The 20,756-nt window shown below is 49.3% G+C and carries 16 protein-coding genes; 10 read left to right on the top strand and 6 right to left on the bottom strand.

Going from position 1 to position 20,756, the window contains the following annotated elements; all coding sequences use genetic code 11:
* Window positions 1-30 precede the first annotated feature (30 nt).
* Complete coding sequence (locus AWQ23_RS05245; RefSeq protein ID WP_062433252.1) at window positions 31-1,506, top strand: DUF3370 domain-containing protein; 1,476 nt, start codon at window positions 31-33, stop codon at window positions 1,504-1,506.
* Window positions 1,507-1,544: 38 nt separating this feature from the next.
* On the opposite strand, the gene AWQ23_RS05240 is transcribed toward AWQ23_RS05245, so the two are convergent.
* Window positions 1,545-2,129, bottom strand: coding sequence for a low-complexity tail membrane protein (locus AWQ23_RS05240; protein ID WP_012306646.1), 585 nt, complete (start codon window positions 2,127-2,129; stop codon window positions 1,545-1,547).
* A 358-nt stretch (window positions 2,130-2,487) separates the two neighbouring features.
* Between AWQ23_RS05240 and AWQ23_RS05235 the strand changes: the two genes are divergently transcribed.
* The 4 genes from AWQ23_RS05235 to AWQ23_RS05225 all read left to right on the top strand — a co-directional run bounded on the left by AWQ23_RS05235 (window position 2,488) and on the right by AWQ23_RS05225 (window position 9,742).
* Window positions 2,488-6,480 carry a magnesium chelatase subunit H gene (locus AWQ23_RS05235; protein WP_062433249.1) on the top strand — a complete coding sequence of 1,331 codons (3,993 nt, stop codon included), beginning with the start codon at window positions 2,488-2,490 and terminating at the stop codon, window positions 6,478-6,480.
* 128 nt (window positions 6,481-6,608) lie between these two features.
* The gene (locus tag AWQ23_RS15975) at window positions 6,609-7,004 is read left to right on the top strand and encodes a hypothetical protein (RefSeq protein ID WP_198158695.1); all 396 of its coding nucleotides are present in this window, start codon (window positions 6,609-6,611) and stop codon (window positions 7,002-7,004) included.
* A gap of 10 nt (window positions 7,005-7,014) precedes the next feature.
* Window positions 7,015-8,247 carry a DUF6575 domain-containing protein gene (locus AWQ23_RS05230; RefSeq protein ID WP_062433246.1) on the top strand — a complete coding sequence of 411 codons (1,233 nt, stop codon included), beginning with the start codon at window positions 7,015-7,017 and terminating at the stop codon, window positions 8,245-8,247.
* 196 nt (window positions 8,248-8,443) lie between these two features.
* Complete coding sequence (locus AWQ23_RS05225; protein ID WP_062433242.1) at window positions 8,444-9,742, top strand: FHA domain-containing protein; 1,299 nt, start codon at window positions 8,444-8,446, stop codon at window positions 9,740-9,742.
* A gap of 12 nt (window positions 9,743-9,754) precedes the next feature.
* On the opposite strand, the gene AWQ23_RS05220 is transcribed toward AWQ23_RS05225, so the two are convergent.
* On the bottom strand, window positions 9,755-10,390 hold the full coding sequence (locus tag AWQ23_RS05220; protein WP_062433239.1) for a GerMN domain-containing protein: 636 nt from the start codon (window positions 10,388-10,390) through the stop codon (window positions 9,755-9,757).
* A gap of 22 nt (window positions 10,391-10,412) precedes the next feature.
* Window positions 10,413-13,553 carry an efflux RND transporter permease subunit gene (locus AWQ23_RS05215; protein ID WP_030007232.1) on the bottom strand — a complete coding sequence of 1,047 codons (3,141 nt, stop codon included), beginning with the start codon at window positions 13,551-13,553 and terminating at the stop codon, window positions 10,413-10,415.
* A 181-nt stretch (window positions 13,554-13,734) separates the two neighbouring features.
* Here AWQ23_RS05215 and AWQ23_RS05210 point away from each other — a divergent pair, with 181 nt between their 5' ends.
* The 3 genes from AWQ23_RS05210 to plsY all read left to right on the top strand — a co-directional run bounded on the left by AWQ23_RS05210 (window position 13,735) and on the right by plsY (window position 16,011).
* Window positions 13,735-14,139, top strand: coding sequence for a DUF3119 family protein (locus tag AWQ23_RS05210; protein ID WP_030007233.1), 405 nt, complete (start codon window positions 13,735-13,737; stop codon window positions 14,137-14,139).
* Window positions 14,140-14,201: 62 nt separating this feature from the next.
* Window positions 14,202-15,326, top strand: coding sequence for a DUF3086 domain-containing protein (locus AWQ23_RS05205; RefSeq protein ID WP_030007234.1), 1,125 nt, complete (start codon window positions 14,202-14,204; stop codon window positions 15,324-15,326).
* 37 nt (window positions 15,327-15,363) lie between these two features.
* Complete coding sequence (gene plsY / locus AWQ23_RS05200) at window positions 15,364-16,011, top strand: glycerol-3-phosphate 1-O-acyltransferase PlsY (protein ID WP_012306637.1); 648 nt, start codon at window positions 15,364-15,366, stop codon at window positions 16,009-16,011.
* A 360-nt stretch (window positions 16,012-16,371) separates the two neighbouring features.
* On the opposite strand, the gene psaJ is transcribed toward plsY, so the two are convergent.
* Together psaJ and AWQ23_RS05195 are read right to left on the bottom strand one after the other, a co-directional pair.
* The gene (gene psaJ / locus AWQ23_RS15735) at window positions 16,372-16,485 is read right to left on the bottom strand and encodes a photosystem I reaction center subunit IX (RefSeq protein ID WP_012306636.1); all 114 of its coding nucleotides are present in this window, start codon (window positions 16,483-16,485) and stop codon (window positions 16,372-16,374) included.
* 43 nt (window positions 16,486-16,528) lie between these two features.
* Entirely contained in the window at window positions 16,529-17,038 is a 510-nt protein-coding gene (locus tag AWQ23_RS05195; RefSeq protein ID WP_030007236.1) for a photosystem I reaction center subunit III, read from the bottom strand.
* Between the two features lie 155 nt (window positions 17,039-17,193).
* Here AWQ23_RS05195 and tsaD point away from each other — a divergent pair, with 155 nt between their 5' ends.
* Window positions 17,194-18,261: a tRNA (adenosine(37)-N6)-threonylcarbamoyltransferase complex transferase subunit TsaD gene (gene tsaD, locus AWQ23_RS05190; protein ID WP_062433236.1), complete on the top strand. Its 1,068-nt coding sequence runs from the start codon at window positions 17,194-17,196 to the stop codon at window positions 18,259-18,261.
* A 68-nt stretch (window positions 18,262-18,329) separates the two neighbouring features.
* On the opposite strand, the gene purU is transcribed toward tsaD, so the two are convergent.
* Window positions 18,330-19,178, bottom strand: a complete 849-nt coding sequence (purU, locus tag AWQ23_RS05185) for a formyltetrahydrofolate deformylase (protein WP_062433232.1) — start codon at window positions 19,176-19,178, stop codon at window positions 18,330-18,332.
* Window positions 19,179-19,270: 92 nt separating this feature from the next.
* Between purU and AWQ23_RS05180 the strand changes: the two genes are divergently transcribed.
* Window positions 19,271-20,716: an ATP-dependent DNA helicase RecQ gene (locus AWQ23_RS05180; protein WP_062433228.1), complete on the top strand. Its 1,446-nt coding sequence runs from the start codon at window positions 19,271-19,273 to the stop codon at window positions 20,714-20,716.
* Window positions 20,717-20,756 lie beyond the last annotated feature (40 nt).

Genomic DNA, 20,756 nt, shown 5'->3' with positions numbered 1-20,756 from the left:
ATTCTAAATTTACTTTTTTTGATAGAGTCCATGTTTGACCTGTTTGCTTCTTTGCTCATTGCCCAGGAATCTGCCCCCTTATTGGTGGCCCAAGAGAACAGGTCGAAGGAAGAGTTACTCCCCCACCAAGTACCACAACCAGGGGAGGATCAGGGGTCTTCTGTGGGGCGATCGCCGGCGGCCATCGTGACGGAAACCCAAGAGGTGCGCCCTTTGCCGGGGAGTCTCAATGAAATTCCGGTCTTTAACAGCAACAGCCCTGAAGTCATTGCCCAGGAAGGCATTTTATTATCGACCTTCCCAAAAGCAGGAAAAAGCCAGGCGAACGCCCACCTCGAAACCCCCCTCGAAGGACGCTTTGATATTTTTACCCACCACATTTCCCGTCCCGCCACGGAGCAGCGCACCCTGTACCAAGGCTTGTTGGTTAACAATCCGACCGGAAGCCCCCGCACCCTCAAAATTCTCCAAGGCATTAGTTACCTCAATAGTAAAGATGCCCCCTTCCGCGAACTATTGCCCTTCGTTGAAGATCCCCAGGGTCATGTCTATTCCGGCCCAGGCTCCCGACTGGTGAGCGATACCCTCCGGGGCAAAAGCCAAACGCAATTCCCAGAGATTCTACGCATTCCCCCCTACAGCACCGTGGTTTTGGCGAATCTCCCGATCCCGGTTAGCGGTGCTCGCTCTACCTACTTACAAGTAGAAACGGATGGTAGTGTTTACTTGGCAAATTTAGCGAAATATGAAGTCCGTGAAGAAATTACCACCAGCAGTATTAGCAATAATGGCAGTATTGTCGAAGGGAAAGCTGTCCGCTCTCGTCCCCCCAGCCTTAATGAATGGCGATCGCTCCTCACCCAAGGTCAGCTTGTAGAACCCCGGGATTTGCCCCCAGTTCCCAGTAAAGATCCCGGTCGCATCATTTATGGCCGGGTTGCAGGTATTTCCGTCGGTAGTCAGTGGGAAGCCACCGTCACCGATCCAGACGCAGAGAGTTTAGCAATCCCCGCCCCCGGCGAAGCAATTTCTTTCCCCATTAGCACCACCAGCACTGGCACCTTTGGCACCGACCAAGTCCAAAGCGCCCCCATGCTCACCCGTTACCCTGATACCGCACTCCAGGGCCATGGCAACTATTTGGTGCATTACAAGCTAACTTTTCCCCTCGAAAATCTCACCGATGAATACCAGTGGACATCCTTAACTTTCCAGACGCCGATTAAGGATGATCTCCATAGCGATCGCCTTTCCTTTTTTGAATCGCCCCCCAACCGTGTTTTCTATCGAGGCACTGTCCGCATCAACTATCCCAACGAATACCGACGCCAGATTACCCGCTATGTCCACCTAGTACAACATCGGGGCCAACGCTCAGAACCCCTTGCCACCCTGGAAATTCCCCCTGGCACAAGTCGCACCGCCGAAATTGACTTTTTTTATCCCCCCGACGCAACGCCTCCCCAGGTGATTACCGTGAGAACCCTCGCCCCAGAGGAGCGTTAAATATTGTTGAATATTCTCAAAAAAATGTAGAGATCGCCCTAGGCACGTTTCGGGGGAAACAGTTGCCCCAACGGTAAGCCCCAACAGGCAAAATCGCGCCGGATACTCACGGTGGGGTGGGGATCAATGGCCTGGGCCGTTGTTTCAGAAATAAAGAGTGTCGGCAAAAGGGTCAAGGGAATTTGTAACAGAATATTCCCCAAGAAGAACAGCAGGATTGCGGCGAATAAGCCCAGAATATGCCATTGGGGGAGACCCGCCGTCAGTCCCACCGCAAGGGGCGCATAGTGGGCCACCTGCCATAACAAAATCACCATGGCGATCGCCCCCAGGACATTTAAAATCGGCTGCCGAGTTCCCTGCACGAGTCGTAAAATTTGTCGTTGCCGTTCATCGAGGCGTTCTGGCGGAATTTGAAACACAAAGAGACTGAAGGGTTGCCAAGGCCGGAGGATTTGCAGGAGCCACACCGGGACTCCCCCCAGAAGCACAATTAAGCCCAATTCAATATTGGCCACGGGAAACGGGATGCCAATCGCCAAGGCGATCGCCAACAAAGACCAGATCAAAGGCAGCAAAGCCAAGCCCGCAACATGCAACCAAAAATAAGGCTCAAACAACATTTTTCCGTCGCTCCAAGACTTAAACGAACAACAGCATAATGCCCTGAATATCCCACGGTGCCCCCTGAAAGTAAAGTGGCCCGAAGCGTCAGGTAGACGACAAATCAGCTTTCCTCCAATGGCCACTACAAATGTCAAGGAATATGACAAAAAATTAAGTTTGGTTTATCAAATTGTGTCAGAATGGCCAGCCTTTCCTAGGCCAACCAGCATTTTTTGCTAAAACTCTTTAAGTGCCTTCAGCTTGCTCACTATCAGAACAGCAGCTTCTGCTCTATATAATGTGATGATGAGCAGGGGAATAGTTATAAATTTTTAATATCCATCTACTTGTCCAAGTAAAGGAGACTCACCATTTATGTTCACTAACGTCAAGTCCGCCATTCGCCACATCAAACCAGATGACATCAATAATCGCACGTTAGTGAAGGTGGTCTATGTCGTGTTGGAGTCCCAGTACCAGAGTGCCCTCTCTGCTGCGGTAAAAGCGATTAACGCGAACCACCCAAAGATTGCGGTTGAAATTAGTGGTTATCTGATTGAAGAACTGCGTGACCCCGATAACTACGAAGAGTTCAAACGGGAAGTCGCCCAAGCCAACTTATTTATTGCCTCCTTGATCTTCATTGAAGACCTCGCCCAAAAGGTGGTCGAAGCTGTGACGCCCCACCGGGATAACCTTGATGCGGCGATTGTTTTCCCTTCCATGCCGGAAGTGATGCGCCTCAACAAAATGGGCACCTTTTCCATGGCACAGTTGGGACAATCCAAGAGTGCTATTGGCGAATTTATGAAAAAGCGGAAGGAAAAATCCGGTGCTTCCTTCCAAGATGCCATGCTCAAGCTGCTCCGGACATTGCCGAAGGTTTTAAAATATTTGCCCGTTGAAAAAGCCCAGGATGCCCGCAACTTCATGCTGTCTTTCCAATACTGGTTGGGTGGTTCCCCCGATAACTTGGAAAACTTCCTGTTGATGATGACCGACAAGTACATCCTCAAGGGGGCTGAGAAGCTCGATAAAGCCGATTATGCCGAGCCGGTAGTCTACCCAGACATGGGTATTTGGCATCCCCTCGCCCCGAAAATGTTTGAAGACACTAAAGAATATCTCCAGTGGTACAACAGCCGCGATGATATTAGTGACGAACTGAAAGATCCCCTCGCCCCTTGTATTGGCCTCGTGCTGCAACGGACACACCTCGTAACCGGAGATGATGCCCACTATGTCGCCATGCTCCAGGAGTTGGAATATCGCGGCGCAAAGGTGATCCCCATCTTTGCCGGGGGCCTTGATTTCTCGAAGCCTGTGGATGAATTTTTCTGGGATAACACGGTCGCCGGGGTCGAAAAATTACCTCTGGTGGATACGGTGGTTTCCCTAACTGGTTTTGCCCTCGTCGGTGGCCCGGCGCGTCAGGATCACCCCAAAGCCATTGATTCCCTCAAGCGGTTGAACCGTCCCTACATGGTGGCGCTGCCGTTGGTCTTCCAAACCACAGAGGAGTGGGAAGAAAGTGATCTCGGTCTGCACCCAATCCAAGTGGCGCTCCAAATTGCGATTCCAGAACTGGATGGGGCAATTGAACCAATTATTCTTTCTGGTCGTGACGGGGCTACAGGTCGGGCGATTACGTTGCAGGATCGGGTTGAGGCGATCGCCACCCGTGCTTTGAAATGGACGAATCTCCGGAAGAAGCCCAAGCTAGAGAAAAAACTCGCCATTACAATTTTTAGCTTCCCCCCCGACAAAGGCAATATCGGCACCGCCGCTTACCTCGATGTCTTTGGCTCGATCCATGAAGTAATGAAGGGTCTACGGGACAACGGCTACGACATTCAAGATATTCCTGAAACTCCCAAAGAGCTGTTAGAGCTAATCATCCATGATGCCCAGGCGCAATACGCTTCCCCTGAGTTAAACATCGCCTATCGCATGGGTGTGCCGGAATATGAAGAACTGACCCCCTATTCCAAACGCCTGGAAGAAAATTGGGGTACGCCTCCCGGTGAACTCAACAGCGACGGTCAAAACCTGCTGATCTATGGGAAGCATTTCGGCAATCTGTTTATTGGTGTACAGCCCACCTTTGGCTATGAAGGCGACCCGATGCGCTTGCTGTTCTCCCGTTCCGCTAGTCCTCACCATGGCTTTGCTGCCTACTACACTTACCTTGAGCGGGTTTGGGGCGCGGATGCGGTGCTGCACTTCGGTACCCACGGTTCGCTGGAATTTATGCCGGGTAAACAAATGGGGATGTCTGGCGATTGCTATCCCGACAATTTGATCGGTAATATTCCCAACATCTACTACTACGCCGCCAATAACCCTTCGGAAGCAACGATCGCCAAACGGCGGAGTTATGCGAATACAATTTCCTATCTGACTCCCCCGGCAGAAAATGCGGGTCTGTACAAGGGCTTGAAAGAACTTAGCGAATTGATCGGCTCCTACCAAACCCTGAAGGATGGGGCGCGGGGTGTACAGATCGTGAATACGATCATGGATCAAGCCCGGATCTGCAACCTCGATAAGGATATCGAGATTCCCGAAACAGATGCGGCCCAAATGTCTCAGGATGAGCGAGACAACATGGTGGGCATTGTCTACCGAAAGTTGATGGAGATTGAATCCCGTCTGTTACCCTGTGGTCTCCATGTCATCGGTAAACCTCCTACGGCTGAAGAGGCGATCGCCACCCTGGTGAACATTGCCAGCCTCGACCGCGAAGAAGAAGGTATTTGGAGCCTCCCCACGATCATCGCCAAGAGCATCGGGCGCAACATGGAAGAAATCTACCGCAACAGTGATCAGGGCATCCTTGAAGATGTGAACTTGCTTCAAGACATCACCGAAGCGACCCGTGCTGCCGTTCGTGCGCTGGTGATGGAGCAAGTGAACGCCGAAGGTCGTGTGTCTCTAGTTTCCAAGCTCAACTTCTTCAACATGGGCAAAAAAGCCCCTTGGGTGGAAGCTCTCCACGAAGCAGGTTACAAAAACGTTGATCAGGAACTCCTAAAACCCCTCTTCGATTACCTTGAATTCTGTCTCGAACAGGTTTGTGCCGACAAAGAACTTGGCGGTTTACTCAAAGCCCTCGAAGGTGAGTATGTCCTTCCCGGCCCCGGTGGCGACCCGATCCGCAACCCCAATGTCCTCCCCACGGGCAAAAATATTCACGCCCTCGATCCCCAATCAATCCCGACCCTTGCGGCAGTCCAATCCGCAAAAGTTGTGGTGGATCGCCTGATTGAGCGACAAAAGCTCGATAATGGCGGCGAATATCCCGAAACGATCGCCTGCGTCCTCTGGGGAACCGACAACATCAAAACCTACGGTGAATCCTTGGCGCAAATCATGTGGATGGTCGGTGCGAGACCCGTCCCCGATGCCCTTGGTCGTGTTAACAAGTTGGAATTAATTCCCCTCGAAGAACTCGGTCGTCCCCGCATCGATGTCGTGGTCAACTGTTCCGGCGTCTTCCGTGACCTGTTCATCAACCAAATGAACCTCTTGGATCAAGCCGTGAAAATGGCCGCCGAAGCCAATGAACCCCTCGAAATGAACTACGTGCGCAAACACGCCCTAGAACAAGCCGAGGAAATGGGCATTAACATTCGCCAAGCCGCGACCCGGATTTTCTCCAACGCATCTGGTTCCTATTCTTCTAACGTGAACCTCGCCGTTGAAAATAGCTCTTGGGAAGAGGAAAAAGAGCTCCAGGATATGTACCTGAACCGGAAATCCTTCGCCTTCAACTCCGATAATCCGGGGGTAATGGACGAAAACCGTAAGGTGTTTGAATCTTCCCTGAAGAAAGCGGATGTCACTTTCCAAAACCTGGATTCTTCGGAAATCAGTTTGACGGACGTTTCCCACTATTTCGACTCTGATCCGACCAAGGTTGTTGCTTCTCTGCGGGATGATGGCAAGAAACCCTCTGCTTACATTGCCGATACCACCACTGCCAACGCTCAGGTACGGACTCTCTCTGAAACGGTGCGTCTCGATGCGCGGACAAAACTGCTTAATCCCAAGTGGTACGAGGGCATGCTCTCCCACGGTTATGAAGGGGTGCGGGAACTGTCTAAGCGCCTGGTGAATACAATGGGTTGGTCGGCAACGGCGGATGCGGTAGATAACTGGGTCTATGAAGATACCAATGAAACTTTCATTAAAGACGAGGAAATGTGTAAGCGTCTGATGGATTTGAACCCCAATTCCTTCCGCCGGATGGTCAGCACGTTACTGGAAGTGAATGGACGTGGGTACTGGGAGACCAGCGATGAAAACCTTGAGCGTCTCCAACAGCTTTATCAAGAGGTTGAAGATCGTATCGAAGGGATTGATTAAGTTTTTCGACATGTCAACCGCCAATAGATAAACGATAAGATAGAGAGGCAAGTTTGAAATTTGCCTCTCTATAGTCTATTAAGAAAGCCATTATAAACAAAGTTACAAAATCAAAATTTATTTTGCCTATGCAATTTCATGATCATCTTCCAGAAAAAAATTGTCCACCAGTGGAAGCTGATATTCCCAAAAAGATGAAAGTTTATTGTTTAATCAAAAATGACACACCTTCTCTGGAAGACTTTAAATCACTAAAAGAAAGGAGGCCAGAAAGATTTTTCGATGATCCAGATAAAGATTGTCAATCATGTGGATTGTCTGTATTTACTGATCTAGAAGGAATTGAGTTAGCAAAACAAATATCGAGAAGTTTACGAAAAAGAAAAACAGCAGAAGGTTTACTTACAGAAAATACAGGAGAAATTCAAAACACTCCGTCAAATAGAACAGGCAATACCCATCACACTTGGTGGCCACTCAAAAATATTAATCCTTGCGAAATTTTCAATGTAGTAAATCCTTAAATTCACTTATATGAGTTTTCTTCCAACTACAACACAATTAGGAGAACTTGAAATACTTGAGGTCTATGTTGATTATAATGGACCTAGACTTTTGTCGTGTCAAAATCAAGCTCATAAGCTGTTTTTAGGATTATGGGTTGATGAAGAAGATGATTATGATTTTTGGTTGTTCATGCCAGTTTCCGTTGCGAGACTGAGAGAAATTCACACGGGAGAAATACTTTTACGAGAATCCTTTTTAAATGCTGAAACATTGCATATATATGGACTCACTTATGTAAGTGAAGATGATGAATGGGAATGTAAAACAATAAAAACTCATGAGTTAGATACTGAGTGCTTACCTTTAGAGGATGCAAAGCTAAATTTTTCTGATACCTCATTTTCTATTATCCTACCCAAGATAAAAACTTCCAAAAATTCTATAGAAGCTCTTAAACATCAACGAGAGTTCTTAACTCTAACTTTCAATCAGATAAGTTCTAGATTTACTCATGAATTTCCCATGAAAGACTTGGGCGATATTCTCAGTAATTTCCAAATTCTTTTAGAAGAGTTGGGGGTTTTGCAAAATACTGATCCAAGATTTACAAATCAAGATATTCGCAGAAGAACTAAATTAAATACTAGAATTTTTTCACCTGGTTCTTTTCAAGTAGAAGTAGCATCAACAACATCAGAATTAGATCTACTTGGAAATTCGACGGCGGGCAATTCCATAGATTCTTTTTTGTGTTTAGCATCTTATTTGGACAATAAAGAAAAATTACTTAATAGTGATTATGCAACCAAAAAAGTAATTTTAAAATACAAAAAATTTCTCAGCTCTCTTCGTGATGCTGAGACGGGTATTGAAATTGATTGGTGTTCTCCAACCTTAAATCGTGGGAGAAAGCACCAGATGAGTTTTGAGATGGCATCGAGAATTATAGAATCTATCCAAGATGTTGAAATTTTAGATGAGAAAGAATATGTTATCGTCGGTCAGCTATTTAAGATTGACACGGAACATTGGAAGTTTGGAATACGAAATATCGAAACAAATCAGGATATCAAGGGTAAAATCATGCAGTCTGCTTACTCAGATGCTTCTTCTGCGACAATCAGTGAATACTACACAGCAACAATTTTAGAACTTCCAAAGCTTAATGCTTCTACAAATGAAATCAAGAAGTACTATCAACTATTAGAATTAGAATTATATTCTTCACCTAGTGAGCAATTGAACCTTATAGAATCCTGAATCCCGTGAATTCGGAAGATATTTGAATTTTAATTGAGTAGAGTCGTCAGTTTATTGCGATCGCCGAAAAATTATTACTGGAATGAGAGATAGGCGATCGCCTTAATAATCTTTTATTCACCACTGTGAACCGTCGCCAAATAGGGTGCTACGATGGGCAACAAAACCCTCTGCCATCCTGGAGAAGCTGAGCGTCATGGCCAAATCCATTGTCACCCTTGTTGATAATCTGCCGGAAAACAACATCACCACAAAAGTTTTGACGGCTCTCGATACCCTATTTCCAGGGGAATGGATAAATTTTCGGGGATTTGACGATGCAATCCGCCAAATTACCCAAGAGACCAATCCAGAGGTGTTGCAACGAATTCGAGACACGGCGATCGCCCTCTATGATGACCCCAAAAACGGTTACCAGAGTGCGATTTTTCTATACCAAACCGTCGATCGAGCTGACACGGCCCTGGGGACTGCCGCCCTCGCCGACAAAATTGGCGAAAAAATTGGTCTTTTGGGCTTTCTCAGTAAATTGACCCCCAAGGCCGACACCAGCCAAACCATCGATCTCGTGCTGAAAATTTCCGTCGAGGCGATCGCCTACTGCAAACTAAACGGTCTCCCCCAGGCAAACCCCCAGGTTCTCGCCCAGGCCCTCCAAGAAAACTATCGGGGTGCCGCCCTGGTGCGCATGGGAACCCTCGTTTGTGTTGATGGCCTTTTACCCCTGGGGCCGGATTTCCTCGAAAAAGTCCACAGCATCATTGGCCAGGTCGATCAAACCGAAGTGCAAAATAATAGCGGTTATACGGTACTTGGTTCGGCTCTGCCAGGGGAAGATACCGCTTCCAAGCTGGGCTTTTTAAGCGAAAATTTCGAGGCTGTGCGGGGCTGGATGCAAAACTGGATCGCGAAAACCGGTGTGTCCCGTAGCTCTGTATTTAGTCAGTTGGGGCGATTTATTGAATTTGCCGACGACAATCTCGATTTAGTGGCTGCTTTTTTGGATCAAACCACCAATTACTTTACCCATACCGGCATTCAAACGGTGGCGACCCATCTCATTAAACGGGCTTACCAGGACGTACAAACAGAAATGGGTTTACTCCCTGGGACGGTCGCACCACCAGAGCCAGTCCCTACCGACGCCGGGGCGACGACCCTACAGCTACCCCAACCCCAATTTCGCCATGTGCAAACGGATACGGTGCTGGCGATCCCGAAGGTTTCCATTGTCCACATTGGTAAACCGAATCCCCAATATCCGCCGGAAGTTGATTTATCGCCGTTGCCCAATAGCGATGTTGTCTCCCGACTCCACGCAAATTTGTGGAGTGATAATGGTTTTGAGTATTACATCCTGGATGTGGGGAGTTCCAACGGCACTTACCTCAATGGCGTTTTGTTGGAACCCAAGGAAAAACATCTGCTGCAAAACGGCGATCGCCTCGATTTTGGCCGGGGCGAAAAGGTCAGCCTCATCTTTGAAATGGGCTAATTGAGAGGCTAATTAAAGATCAAAGTCCGTTGTGAAACTGTCGCGGGTCATGGGCTGGGCAATTTCTAGCCCCTCGCCCCCCAGCACTTCCAAAGGTTCCCCTTCGATTTGGAACCACACCCCGGCGGTGGGATCAAGGCTGGTGGCCGTGTAGAGCACCTGGGCAACGCGACCAATCATCGAGGCACTGCCGCCGCCAAACTGAAACTCTTCGGACAGATTCACCACGATACCATCCCCTTGGATAATCAGGCTCAACAGTTCGGTACCGGGGGGAATTGTGCTACTGAGGCCATCCTCTGGGGTTTCTGTGAGCAATTGGGTAAACAGATTTTCCAGTTGGCCTGTGGGGGTTTCTGCGGTGGGGGTCACTTCGACGGGAGCCAAAGCCAGGCGATCGCCTTCATCTTTAAGCCAATAAACCGTCGGCTGGGGCGTCGTTTCCCCAGGATTTGAATCTGGATTATTGTCGGTGGGATCTTCGCCGTCTGGGGGCTGATTATTCTCAGTGGGAGGCTGTTCATTCACCACCGGGGGCTGATTATCTCCATTGGGAACCTCGGTGCAAGCGGTCGTGAAGGCGATCGCCAAGGCCACTGTACCCAACCCTTGCCAAACGCGTCGTGTCCAGATCATTTGTTTTACCATTGCAAACTTACAGAGCAAAATCCTATACCTCATCCTTTGACAGTCGGTGACCCAATAAAGATTCACTCAGGTAAGTCACCAAAATATACAAAATCGGCACCACAAACAAACTCAACAAAGTCGCCACTAGCATTCCCCCAAAGACCGTCGTCCCCAAAGACTGACGACTGGCGGCCCCGGCCCCCGTTGCCAATGTTAAGGGAAAGATCCCCGATAAGGTCGAGATCGCTGTCATCAAAATTGGTCGGAGTCGTTCCCGCGCGGCCTCAATGGCGGCTTTGGTAATCGATAACCCTTCGCCACGCAAATGGTTTGCAAATTCCACAATTAAGATCGCATTTTTACTGGCCAAACCAATCAACATCACCAGCCCCACCTGGCAATACACATCATTAGGGAAGCCCCTAAGCACCAATGCCGTCAAAGCACCACAGATCGCTAACGGTACTGAAAGTAAAATAATCGCCGGATCCAAGAAATTTTCGTATTGCGCGGCTAGAACCAAAAAGACAAAGACCAGCCCCAAACCAAAGATAATCGGTGCTTGGCCACCAGACTCAATTTCCTCTAAGGCTGTACCCGCCCACTCATAACCAAAACTGCGGGGTAACGTTTGCTGGGCGATGCGTTCCATCGTTTGTAAAGCTTCACCAGAACTGACCCCCGGAGCCGCAGAACCATTAATTTCAATGGAACGCAACAGATTGTAGTGGTTAATGGTTTGCGCCCCAGAGCCGGGTGTGACGGTGAATAACTGCCCTAGGGAAACCATTTCGCCTGTGTCGGAGCGGGTATAAACCTGACCAATATCCGCTGGATTATCCCGAAACAGGCCATCCATCTGAACATAGACCCGATAATTATCCTGACCCAAATCAAAGTCATTGACATAGGTAGACCCAAAGGCCGTTTGTAAGGTGCCATAGACCTGGGCAATATTGATATTTTTCGCCTTTGCAAAATCCCGTTTAATCTCAAGGTCATACTTGGGATTATTGGCGGCATAGGTACTAAATACTCCTTGGAGGGCAGGATCTTGGTTCGCAGCACCTAGCAGTTGTCCCATGGCTCCCACCAAATCCTGGATGGCAGCACGTCCACTGCGGTCTTGGAGTTGGAACTGGAAACCACCAAAGTTACTGAGGCCCTGAATCGGCGGCGGATTCACAGGAAAGACGCGGGCTTCAGTAATTTGCGCAAAGGTCGGAAATAGGCGACCGATGATCCCTTGGGCTGTTTGTTCGGGTCGAGTCCGCTCTGACCAGGGTTTCAGGGGACAAAAAATAACACCAGAATTGGCTTGACTACCGCCCCCAAAACTAAAGCCGCTAATGGCAAAGGTGCCATCAATTTCGGGGATTTTGAGGAGTTCTGCTTCGACCTGCGCCATCACAGCATCGGTGAACTGCATTGAAACCCCCTGGGGGGCCTGGACAAGGGTGATGATGTAGCCCTGGTCTTCTTCGGGCACAAAGGCGCCGGGGACAATTTGGTAAAGCCAGGCGGTTATCACCAGCAGGACAGTAAAAAGACTCACCACGGCATATTTCATGCGGGTCAGTTGGAAAAGAATTTTTTGGTAGCGGCGACGGAGCCAATTTTGAAAGCGATTGAATTGGTTAAAGACTTTTCCCAAAGCATTGGTGGGTTCGGGGCGATCGCGCAACAAAACCCCAGCAAGGGAAGGCGTTAGGCTCAGGGCAATAAAGGTCGAAATCGCGATAGAGAAGGCAATGGTGAGGGCAAACTGCTGATACAAAGCCCCCGTCGTCCCTGGGAAAAAAGCTACCGGAATAAACACAGCCATCAACACCAAGGAGGTAGCAATGACGGCTCCGGTCAACTCTTGCATCGCGGCGATCGCCGCCTGTTTTGGGGCCATGCCTTTCTCGTGGATGAGCCGGGCAATGTCTTCGACGACCACAATCGCATCATCGACCACTAGACCCGTCGCGAGGGTCAAACCAAAGAGGGTCAGACTGTTAATCGAAAAATTGAAGAGTTTAATGAAAATAAACGTCCCAATCAAGGCAATGGGAATCGTCAAGGTCGGCACGAGGGTTGTGCGCCAATCTTGGAGAAAAAGGAAAATCACAAAAATCACTAAGGCGATCGCCGTGATGAGGGTGATCACCACTTCCCGCATCGATGCCGCCACATAATCGGTCGTATTAAAAGCAATCCGATAATCCAACCCAGGCGGAAACTGTTCCGAAAGGACTTCCATCTCCGCAATGACGCGATTTGCCACATCCAGGGCATTACTCCCCGGCCGCTGGAAGATCCCAATCCCGACGGCCTGGTTGCCCCGGTAGCGGACAGTGGTGTTGTAGCTCTCCGCTCCCAGCTCAACGCGGCCCACATCCCGCAGTTTAATAATCTGACCCTGCTCATCAACCTTGAGAACCAGTTCTTCAAACTCTGGTACTGTTCCCAGGCGTCCCCCTTGAATTTCTAAGTCAAACTGATACTGTTGTCCGGCGGGGGCAGGGGATTGGCCCAACTGTCCAGCCCCCACCAGGCGATTTTGTTCTTGGATTGCGGCGACTACGTCCTGGGGGATGAGGCGACGGGCCGCCAGACGATTGGGATCAAGCCAGACCCGCATCGCATAGCGACGTTCCCCAAAAATTTGGACATTACCGACCCCCTCTAATTTGCGGAGGGCATCGAGTAGATAATTATCGGCATAGTTACTGAGAAAGACATCGTCATATTCGCCCGCCTCGGAGTACAAACCGACCCCAAGGACAATGTTATTGCTGCTTTTCGCCACCCTGACTCCGTTTCGCTGGACTTCTGCGGGCAGTTGTGAGGTGACGGCGGCAAGTCGGTTTTGGATATCAACGGCGGCCAGGTCTTCATTACGGCTCGCATCAAAGGTGGCCACAATGGTGCTCAGACCGTCGTTACTACTGGTGGAGGAAAGATATCTGAGACCTTCGATCCCGTTGAGTTCTGCTTCAAGGATATTGGTAACGGTTTGCTCTACCACTTCAGCACTGGCCCCGGTGTAGCTAGCGGTGATGCTGATTTGGGTGGGACTAATTTGGGGAAACTGGGCAACTGGGAGGCTGGGAATCGTAATGAGACCGACCAGTAAAATGATCACACCACAAACCAGGGCAAAAATAGGCTTCTTGATGAAGAGCTTAGAAAACATTGGGAGAATCTGAGAAAAGCATCTCCCTATCGTAAGAGTTTTTTTCCAGAAAGGCCGGTAATTTTCTGGGTTTCGCGTCAAATTCTTTGTTTTTGTGCTTCAAATCAGAAAATCTTTAATGGGGAAAGGCTTGGCGTTAAAATTGGAATTCCCCCCTGCTCACCCTAAAGCCCCCACAGCAATGACTTCTGCTTCTCCGTCACCTCAGCTCAGCGATCAACTGCCGCCAACGGTGGAATTACGGCCTAGCTATAACATTCCCCTGGTGCTGATTATTAGTGGGATTCCCCTGGCCCTCTGGCAAATTTGGGTGGGGGCGATCGCCTCTTTATTTGGTCTATTTTTACTTTTTCAAGCAGTAACCCTGCGACTAGAATTCACCGCCACGGATTTAGATGTTTATCGCAGCGGCGATCGCATTCGGCGTTTCCCCTATCGCGAATGGCAAAATTGGCGCATCTTTTGGACAAGGGTTCCCATCCTGTTTTACTTTAAAGAAATCAATAGCATTCATTTTTTACCGATTATTTTTGACCCCCGCACTCTCCAGCAGGTTCTCGAAGCGCGCTGCCCCCGCCAAGACTAACACCCTTCATTAATGACGCTTTCCCCTGCGTTGTCACCCGTTGCCCCTAAGGACAAACTTTTATGAGTTCAGACCCCCAACAAGACCGACCCAAATTAGATCTGCAACCCACTCCCAAAGAACCATTAAATTTGCCCTCTGAAGCGAGTGGTACCGAGACTGATGCCAGTGCTTCAACTCCTGCGCCAGACCAGACCCCAGAGACCACGACAGACAACACCGACTTAGAAAAATTACAGGCAGAAAAAGAGACTCTTCTGGCAGAGATTGCCGCACTGAAGGCAGAAAAAGCGGCCCTCTTACAAACGGAAACGGGAGATCTCCAAGCTCAACTAGAACGGTTGATGGCCACAGGACTCCAAACCCTCGAAGACAGACAGGCAAGTCTGCAAAAATCTGTTGCCCAATTGGAACGACGCCGGGACAAAATCCGTGAGGAAATGCGCACCACCTTTGCGGGTACGTCCCAAGAAATTGCCGTGCGGGTACAAGGGTTTAAGGACTATCTCATCGGGAGCTTGCAGGATTTGGCGATCGCCGCCGAGCAGTTAGATTTACCCAGCTTTGATCAAGATTGGTCTGCGGCACCGTCACCAGTACCGACCCCGGAGCCTCCTCCTCAAAAATTAACCCCGCCCCAGTTTTCGGAGCAAAGTTTTGCCGCCAAGGCGCGTCGAATCCAGGAAATGCTGGATCAATACCAGATGTCGCCGGACTACTATGGCCCCCCTTGGCAACTGCGCCGCACCTTCGAGCCGATCCATAGCGAACGGGTAAAGAAATGGTTCTTTGACCAAGGTGGACGGGGCGCGATCCGGAGTATGGGTAGCCGTCTGCAAAATATTCTTGTGGCTTCGGCCAGTTTATCGGTGCTCTACAGTCTCTATGGCGATCGCCTCCGGGCCTTGATTTTGGCTAATACCCCAGAACGACTCGGCGAATGGCGGCGGGGCTTACAGGACTGTTTAGGCATCTCCCGCAGTGACTTTGGGCCAAACTCTGGGGTCATTTTATTTGAAAGTCCCGATGCCCTCGTCCAAAAGGCGGATCGACTCGTAGAAGATGATAGACTACCGCTAATCATTATTGATGAGGCTGAGGACAATATTAATCTGTCGTTGCTGCAATACCCGTTGTGGCTTGCATTTGCGCCAGAACCCCAGTCCGATTCTTCTTACTTTTTCTAAGTTTTCGCACGTGTTTTCTGCATCGGAGTAATGGGTTATGAATCTTTCGTTGGCGATCGCCCCCTTTTGCATCGGAGTGGCCTATTTATTGGGCGCTATTCCCACGGGCTACCTAGCTGGCAAGTGGCTCAAGGGAATTGATATCCGCGATTATGGTTCCCGTTCCACAGGGGCGACCAACGTCCTCAGAACCCTCGGTAAAAAAGCGGGGATCACGGTGTTGCTTTTCGATGCGCTCAAGGGCGTTGCGGCGATCTTATTTTTTAAGCTGCTTTATACCCACCCCGAATGGATTGCCTTTCCTGCCAACTATGACCAATATTGGCTCACCATGGCCGTGGCGATCGCCGCTGTCTTGGGCCACAGCAAATCTATTTTCATTGGCTTTAACGGCGGCAAATCCGTTGCCACCAGCATCGGTGTTCTGTTGATTATGGCTCCTTGGGTGGCCCTGGGCACTATCGTCACCTTTGCAGCGGCAATTACTTTAACCCAAATCGTTTCCCTGAGTTCGATCAGTGGGGCGATCGCCGTGATGCTTTTGATGATTGTTTTACAGCAGCCCCTCCCCTACATCCTCTTTGGGGCGATCGCTGGTATTTATGTCATTGTGCGCCATCGCAGTAATATCCAAAGAATCATCGCTGGTACCGAACCTAAAATCGGGGCTAAAGCGACAAACTAAATTTTGAAATTAATGCCCAAAAAATCAAACTCTGTTTGCGGAGATCGGGAAAAGGTTGTCTGCGTTTTTGATTAACTTTTTCGGTCTAATTTGTGAAGGTGTTGCTTTATTGAAAAGGCAAAATATTTGATGATTTCAAGGTTTTGTAGTCTTTGTTTATGGGCATGATCTTTTCACAAAAGAGTCAAAATGACGGCTTTCTTCTAATTCGATTCGGGTCAATTTCCTTGATTGCCTTTCTGCCGCTACAAAGTCAAAAAAAATCAAGTCGAACCAATTAAAAAAGCACTGAGACTATTCCCAGTGCTGTTGTTTTATTAGATTATTAAAACCAAAATCCCAGTGATGTTTTATTTAAACCTACGGGTGGAATAAAAGATCAGGGAAGAAACGGTTGAACTCAATTAGTAGTCCGGCCGTAAAAACCATCATTGCGGTCAACAACACCGGCGCAGAAGATAAGAACTTATCCATTTATTTACTCCAAAAAGAATGATAAATACTTAAAAATGAAAACCTAGCGAGGAGAGATGGGGACATCCGCATCCTTCACGACTAGCTCACCGGAAGTAAATTCTTTCAGAGCAGCCAAAGGCCAAGCAAAACCAGCCAACATCAAGCTAAACGCCCGGGGGACATTGATGATGACTTCTTGCATTGCCGCATCTTTTTCATCACGGACTGCGATCAGATAAGCGCGACCAGCCCAGCCGATCCAACCAGCAATGTAGAGAAAGAGAATACTTGGAATTAAAAATTCACCGGCATGATCAAGACGGCCGTCCACGATGAGGTGGGGCAAACCTTCGGGGCCACAGAGGGCTTCAGAGTAAGCAGCGGCACGGTTTTGACCGGAGTTCGGGTCTGCGGTGGTGTTGCGGAAGTTCTTTGCTCTTTGTTTATAAGCGGCGGACTCACTACAGGGGGTTAAGTGAGACAAAGAATCTGCTTTCACGGGGGAAGCAAAACCCAGCCACAAAGTTAAAGAGAGAGCAAAGGCGCAAACAACAGCTACGAAACGTTGCATAAGTTTGTTTCCTTTTGTTACAAAATAATTAAGTTTTTTGTACAAAAGATACGCCAATCCATTTGTACTTTGGAAGCAATATTACTGTGACCAGCGTATCGAGTAAAGGCAAAAAAGGTTAAAGTTGTTAACTTAAATCTAAGTTATACCGATATATGAGCATTGTTTTAGCAATCGAAACAAGTTGTGATGAAACTGCCGTTGCAATTGTTAATAATCGTAAAGTTCTTGGCAATGTGGTTGCTTCACAAATCGACATTCATCGGGAATTTGGCGGCGTTGTGCCAGAAGTAGCATCACGGCACCATTTAGAAAGTATCAATGCTTGTATTGACACGGCCTTTGAGCAGTCGGGGTTGAGCTGGTCTGAAATTGAGGCGATCGCCACGACCTGTGCGCCGGGCTTAGTGGGGGCTTTGTTGGTGGGAGCGGCCGCCGGAAAAACGTTAGCAATGGTGCATAACAAGCCTTTTATTGGCGTTCATCACCTAGAGGGACACATTTATGCCAGCTACCTCAGTCAACCGGAGTTAAAACCGCCTTTTCTCTGTCTCTTGGTTTCTGGGGGGCACACGAGCTTCATTGAGGTGCGCGGTTGTGGGGAATATGAACTGTTGGGGGAAACCCGCGATGATGCGGCTGGAGAAGCCTTTGATAAGGTGGCACGGTTGCTGAAGGTGGGTTATCCGGGGGGGCCAGTGATTGATCGTCTGGCCAAAACAGGAGATCCCCAAGCCTTTAAGTTGCCAGAGGGGAGAATTTCCTTACCGGGCGGGGGTTACCATCCCTACGATTGCAGTTTTAGTGGTCTAAAAACGGCGGTGCTGCGTTTGGTGCAGCAGTTTGAAGCGGCGGGTAAGGACATCCCAGTAGAAGATATTGCCGCAAGTTTCCAGTACACTGTCGCCCAAGCTCTGACAAAACGGGCGGTGCGGTGTGCAGGCGATCGCCAACTGCAAACCATTGTGGTCGGTGGTGGTGTGGCAGCAAACAGTGGTTTACGAGAAATTTTGACGGCAGCGGCAGCGGAAGCAGGAATTCAGGTTTATTTCCCGCCCCTCAAGTTCTGTACGGATAATGCGGCGATGATCGCCTGTGCAGCGGCAGAACATTTTCAAAAAGGCGATCGCTCCCCGCTAGATTTGCCTGTGGCCTCCCGTTTGCCGATTACCCAGGTGCAAACCCTATACACCCCTTTAGTTCCCCTAAAGGGGAAATCTTAAGCTGCGCCACCTCCCTTAAGGGACACACACCCTCCGGCCTATCGGCCACCTCCCTCAAGGGAGGATTTTTAGGCGAAGACGGCGGTGCGGTTGCCGTAAACTAAAACGCGATTTTGCAGATGGAGGCGGACGGCTCGAGATAAAACAATACGTTCTAAATCTTTGCCTTTGCGAATTAGATCTTTCACGTCATCCCGGTGGCTGACCCGCACCACATCCTGTTCGATAATCGGCCCTTCGTCGAGATCCTGGGTGACGTAGTGGGCCGTGGCACCAATGATTTTTACACCTCGGTCGTAGGCGCGGTGGTAGGGTTTCGCCCCCGCAAAGGCTGGTAAAAAGGAATGGTGGATATTGATCACCTGGTTAAACTTGCCGAGAAAATCAGGACTAAGCACCTGCATATATTTGGCGAGGATCACCAGATCGATGTTGTATTCCTGCAACAGGGCCAATTGTTTCGCTTCTTGCTCCGCCTTGGTAGCTTTGGTGATCGGGATATGGTGAAAATCAATCTTAAATTGTTGGGCGATCGCCTCTAGTTCCTGGTGATTGCTAATAATGAGGGGAATTTCTGCCTTGAGTTCTTTAGCTTGTTGTCGCCAGAGGAGATCCAGCAAACAGTGATCCTGTTTTGTGACCCAAATGGCCAGCCGGGGAACCTGGTCAGAAAGATGTAAGCTGTAGGTCGCCCCCAACGGTTTGGCGATCGCCCCGAAAGCAGGTTCAATGACCTCCCGTGGCAGGTTGAATCCGTCTAGCTCCCACTCGATGCGCGTCAGAAATAAACCAACGCTAAGATCCGTATGTTGATCGGCGTGGATAATATTGCCGCCGTTGGCGTAGATAAAGTTGGCAATTTTCGCAACCAGACCTTGTTGATCCGGACAAGACACTAGCAAAGTAGCAGTGGGCATTGCTTTTTTAGATTCTTAAAGGTTCGCAAAACTCCATTATTGTACGGGTTTCGCCTTGAAAATGAACGGTGTAGCGAGAAACTCACGAAAAAATGACACAGACTTGGGCGCAGGTACAGCACACCTTCCAACAAATTTGGGGCTACGATGACTTTCGGCCACCCCAGGATCAGATTATCCACAGTTTACTCGCCGGACAGGATGCTTTGATTATCATGCCCACCGGTGGCGGCAAATCCATTTGTTTTCAACTGCCAGCTATTTTACAAACGGGTCTGACCCTGGTGGTTTCTCCCTTGGTCGCTCTCATGGAAAATCAAGTGCAAACTCTCCAGGCAAAACGCCTCCCGGCCCGACTCCTCCACAGTCAGTTGTCAAAATTAGAGCGGTGGCAAACCCTGCAGGCAGTAGCCAAAAACCAGTTGCGCTTGCTGTATCTATCGCCAGAAACCCTTTTAAGTCCCCCGGTTTGGGAAATACTGATTCAACCCCAGCTCAAGGTGAATGGTTTAATCCTCGATGAAGCCCATTGTTTGGTGCAGTGGGGGGATACCTTTCGTCCGGCCTACCGACGCTTAGGGGCTGTGCGTCCCGCCTTACTACGCCACAAACCCAAGGGCACAAAAATGGCGATCGCCGCTTTTACGGCCACCGCTGATCCCCAAGCTCGAAAGAGTATCAGCCAAACCCTCCAGCTCAAGAGTCCAAAAAAATTTGTCGAGAGTCCCTATCGCCCCAATTTACAGTTAGCGAGCCGCACCGTTTGGAGTCCCAAGGGCAAACGAGACCAGTTGCACCGATTGCTACAAACCAATGCCAAGGCGTCGGGGTTGATTTATGTCCGGTCGCGGCGGGAGGCGGAAGCCCTAGCCATGACCCTGGGGCAACAAAATTATCAGACAGCGGCCTACCATGCGGGTCTTAGTCCAGGCGATCGCCGCCAACAGGAAAAAGATTGGCAAACGGGGCGCTTACAATTTGTCGTTTGTACTAATGCCTTTGGGATGGGCATTGATAAAGCTGATGTGCGCTGGATTCTTCACTACCATCCCCCTAGTCTGCTGGCGGAGTATCTCCAGGAAATTGGTCGCGCCGGCCGCGATGGAAAAAAAAGCACAGCCCTAAGTTTGGTCAGTGAACCCACAGGCCTTTTAAACCCGGAGGATAAAAATCGCACGCGCTTTTTCCAACAAAATCTCCAAAAGCAGATCCGCCACGCCGCAAAATTGGCCCAGACCCTTCCTCTCCAGGGCAGCATTTTAGAACTCGATCACCAGGCAGAATTAAGCCTAGGGATTTTACACAGCACCGGACAACTCCGCTGGCGGGATCCGTTTACCTACGAACGTCAGCCAACCTTAGACCCGAAAGCCTTCACACTTCTGAAACAGCAACAAATCCACGCTGTTCGCCAGCTACAAACCTTTTGGCGACAAAAAACCTGCCGCTGGCAATTTTTAATCGACAGTTTTGGTTTCCATGACCAGGCCAAAGACTTCCGCTGTGGCCATTGCGATCGCTGTCAGAACTCTTCATGATCAAGGCAAAAGGCGATCGCCTTTTTTCCAGTTACCAAGG

The sequence above is a fragment of the Picosynechococcus sp. PCC 73109 genome, from assembly GCF_001521855.1.
In the GTDB taxonomy this organism is placed as follows: domain Bacteria; phylum Cyanobacteriota; class Cyanobacteriia; order Cyanobacteriales; family MRBY01; genus MRBY01.
The sequence above is the reverse complement of the archived record's forward strand: the minus strand, read 5'-3'. Positions and strand labels throughout refer to the sequence as shown.

Excerpts from the sequence above, each read along its gene's own strand:
- AWQ23_RS05245 (WP_062433252.1), top strand. The coding sequence starts at position 31 with ATGTTTGACCTGTTTGCTTCTTTGCTCATTGCCCAGGAATCTGCCCCC.
- AWQ23_RS05240 (WP_012306646.1), bottom strand. The coding sequence starts at position 2,129 with ATGTTGTTTGAGCCTTATTTTTGGTTGCATGTTGCGGGCTTGGCTTTG.
- AWQ23_RS05235 (WP_062433249.1), top strand. The coding sequence starts at position 2,488 with ATGTTCACTAACGTCAAGTCCGCCATTCGCCACATCAAACCAGATGAC.
- AWQ23_RS15975 (WP_198158695.1), top strand. The coding sequence starts at position 6,609 with ATGCAATTTCATGATCATCTTCCAGAAAAAAATTGTCCACCAGTGGAA.
- AWQ23_RS05230 (WP_062433246.1), top strand. The coding sequence starts at position 7,015 with ATGAGTTTTCTTCCAACTACAACACAATTAGGAGAACTTGAAATACTT.
- AWQ23_RS05225 (WP_062433242.1), top strand. The coding sequence starts at position 8,444 with ATGGCCAAATCCATTGTCACCCTTGTTGATAATCTGCCGGAAAACAAC.
- AWQ23_RS05220 (WP_062433239.1), bottom strand. The coding sequence starts at position 10,390 with ATGGTAAAACAAATGATCTGGACACGACGCGTTTGGCAAGGGTTGGGT.
- AWQ23_RS05215 (WP_030007232.1), bottom strand. The coding sequence starts at position 13,553 with ATGTTTTCTAAGCTCTTCATCAAGAAGCCTATTTTTGCCCTGGTTTGT.
- AWQ23_RS05210 (WP_030007233.1), top strand. The coding sequence starts at position 13,735 with ATGACTTCTGCTTCTCCGTCACCTCAGCTCAGCGATCAACTGCCGCCA.
- AWQ23_RS05205 (WP_030007234.1), top strand. The coding sequence starts at position 14,202 with ATGAGTTCAGACCCCCAACAAGACCGACCCAAATTAGATCTGCAACCC.
- plsY (WP_012306637.1), top strand. The coding sequence starts at position 15,364 with ATGAATCTTTCGTTGGCGATCGCCCCCTTTTGCATCGGAGTGGCCTAT.
- psaJ (WP_012306636.1), bottom strand. The coding sequence starts at position 16,485 with ATGGATAAGTTCTTATCTTCTGCGCCGGTGTTGTTGACCGCAATGATG.
- AWQ23_RS05195 (WP_030007236.1), bottom strand. The coding sequence starts at position 17,038 with ATGCAACGTTTCGTAGCTGTTGTTTGCGCCTTTGCTCTCTCTTTAACT.
- tsaD (WP_062433236.1), top strand. The coding sequence starts at position 17,194 with ATGAGCATTGTTTTAGCAATCGAAACAAGTTGTGATGAAACTGCCGTT.
- purU (WP_062433232.1), bottom strand. The coding sequence starts at position 19,178 with ATGCCCACTGCTACTTTGCTAGTGTCTTGTCCGGATCAACAAGGTCTG.
- AWQ23_RS05180 (WP_062433228.1), top strand. The coding sequence starts at position 19,271 with ATGACACAGACTTGGGCGCAGGTACAGCACACCTTCCAACAAATTTGG.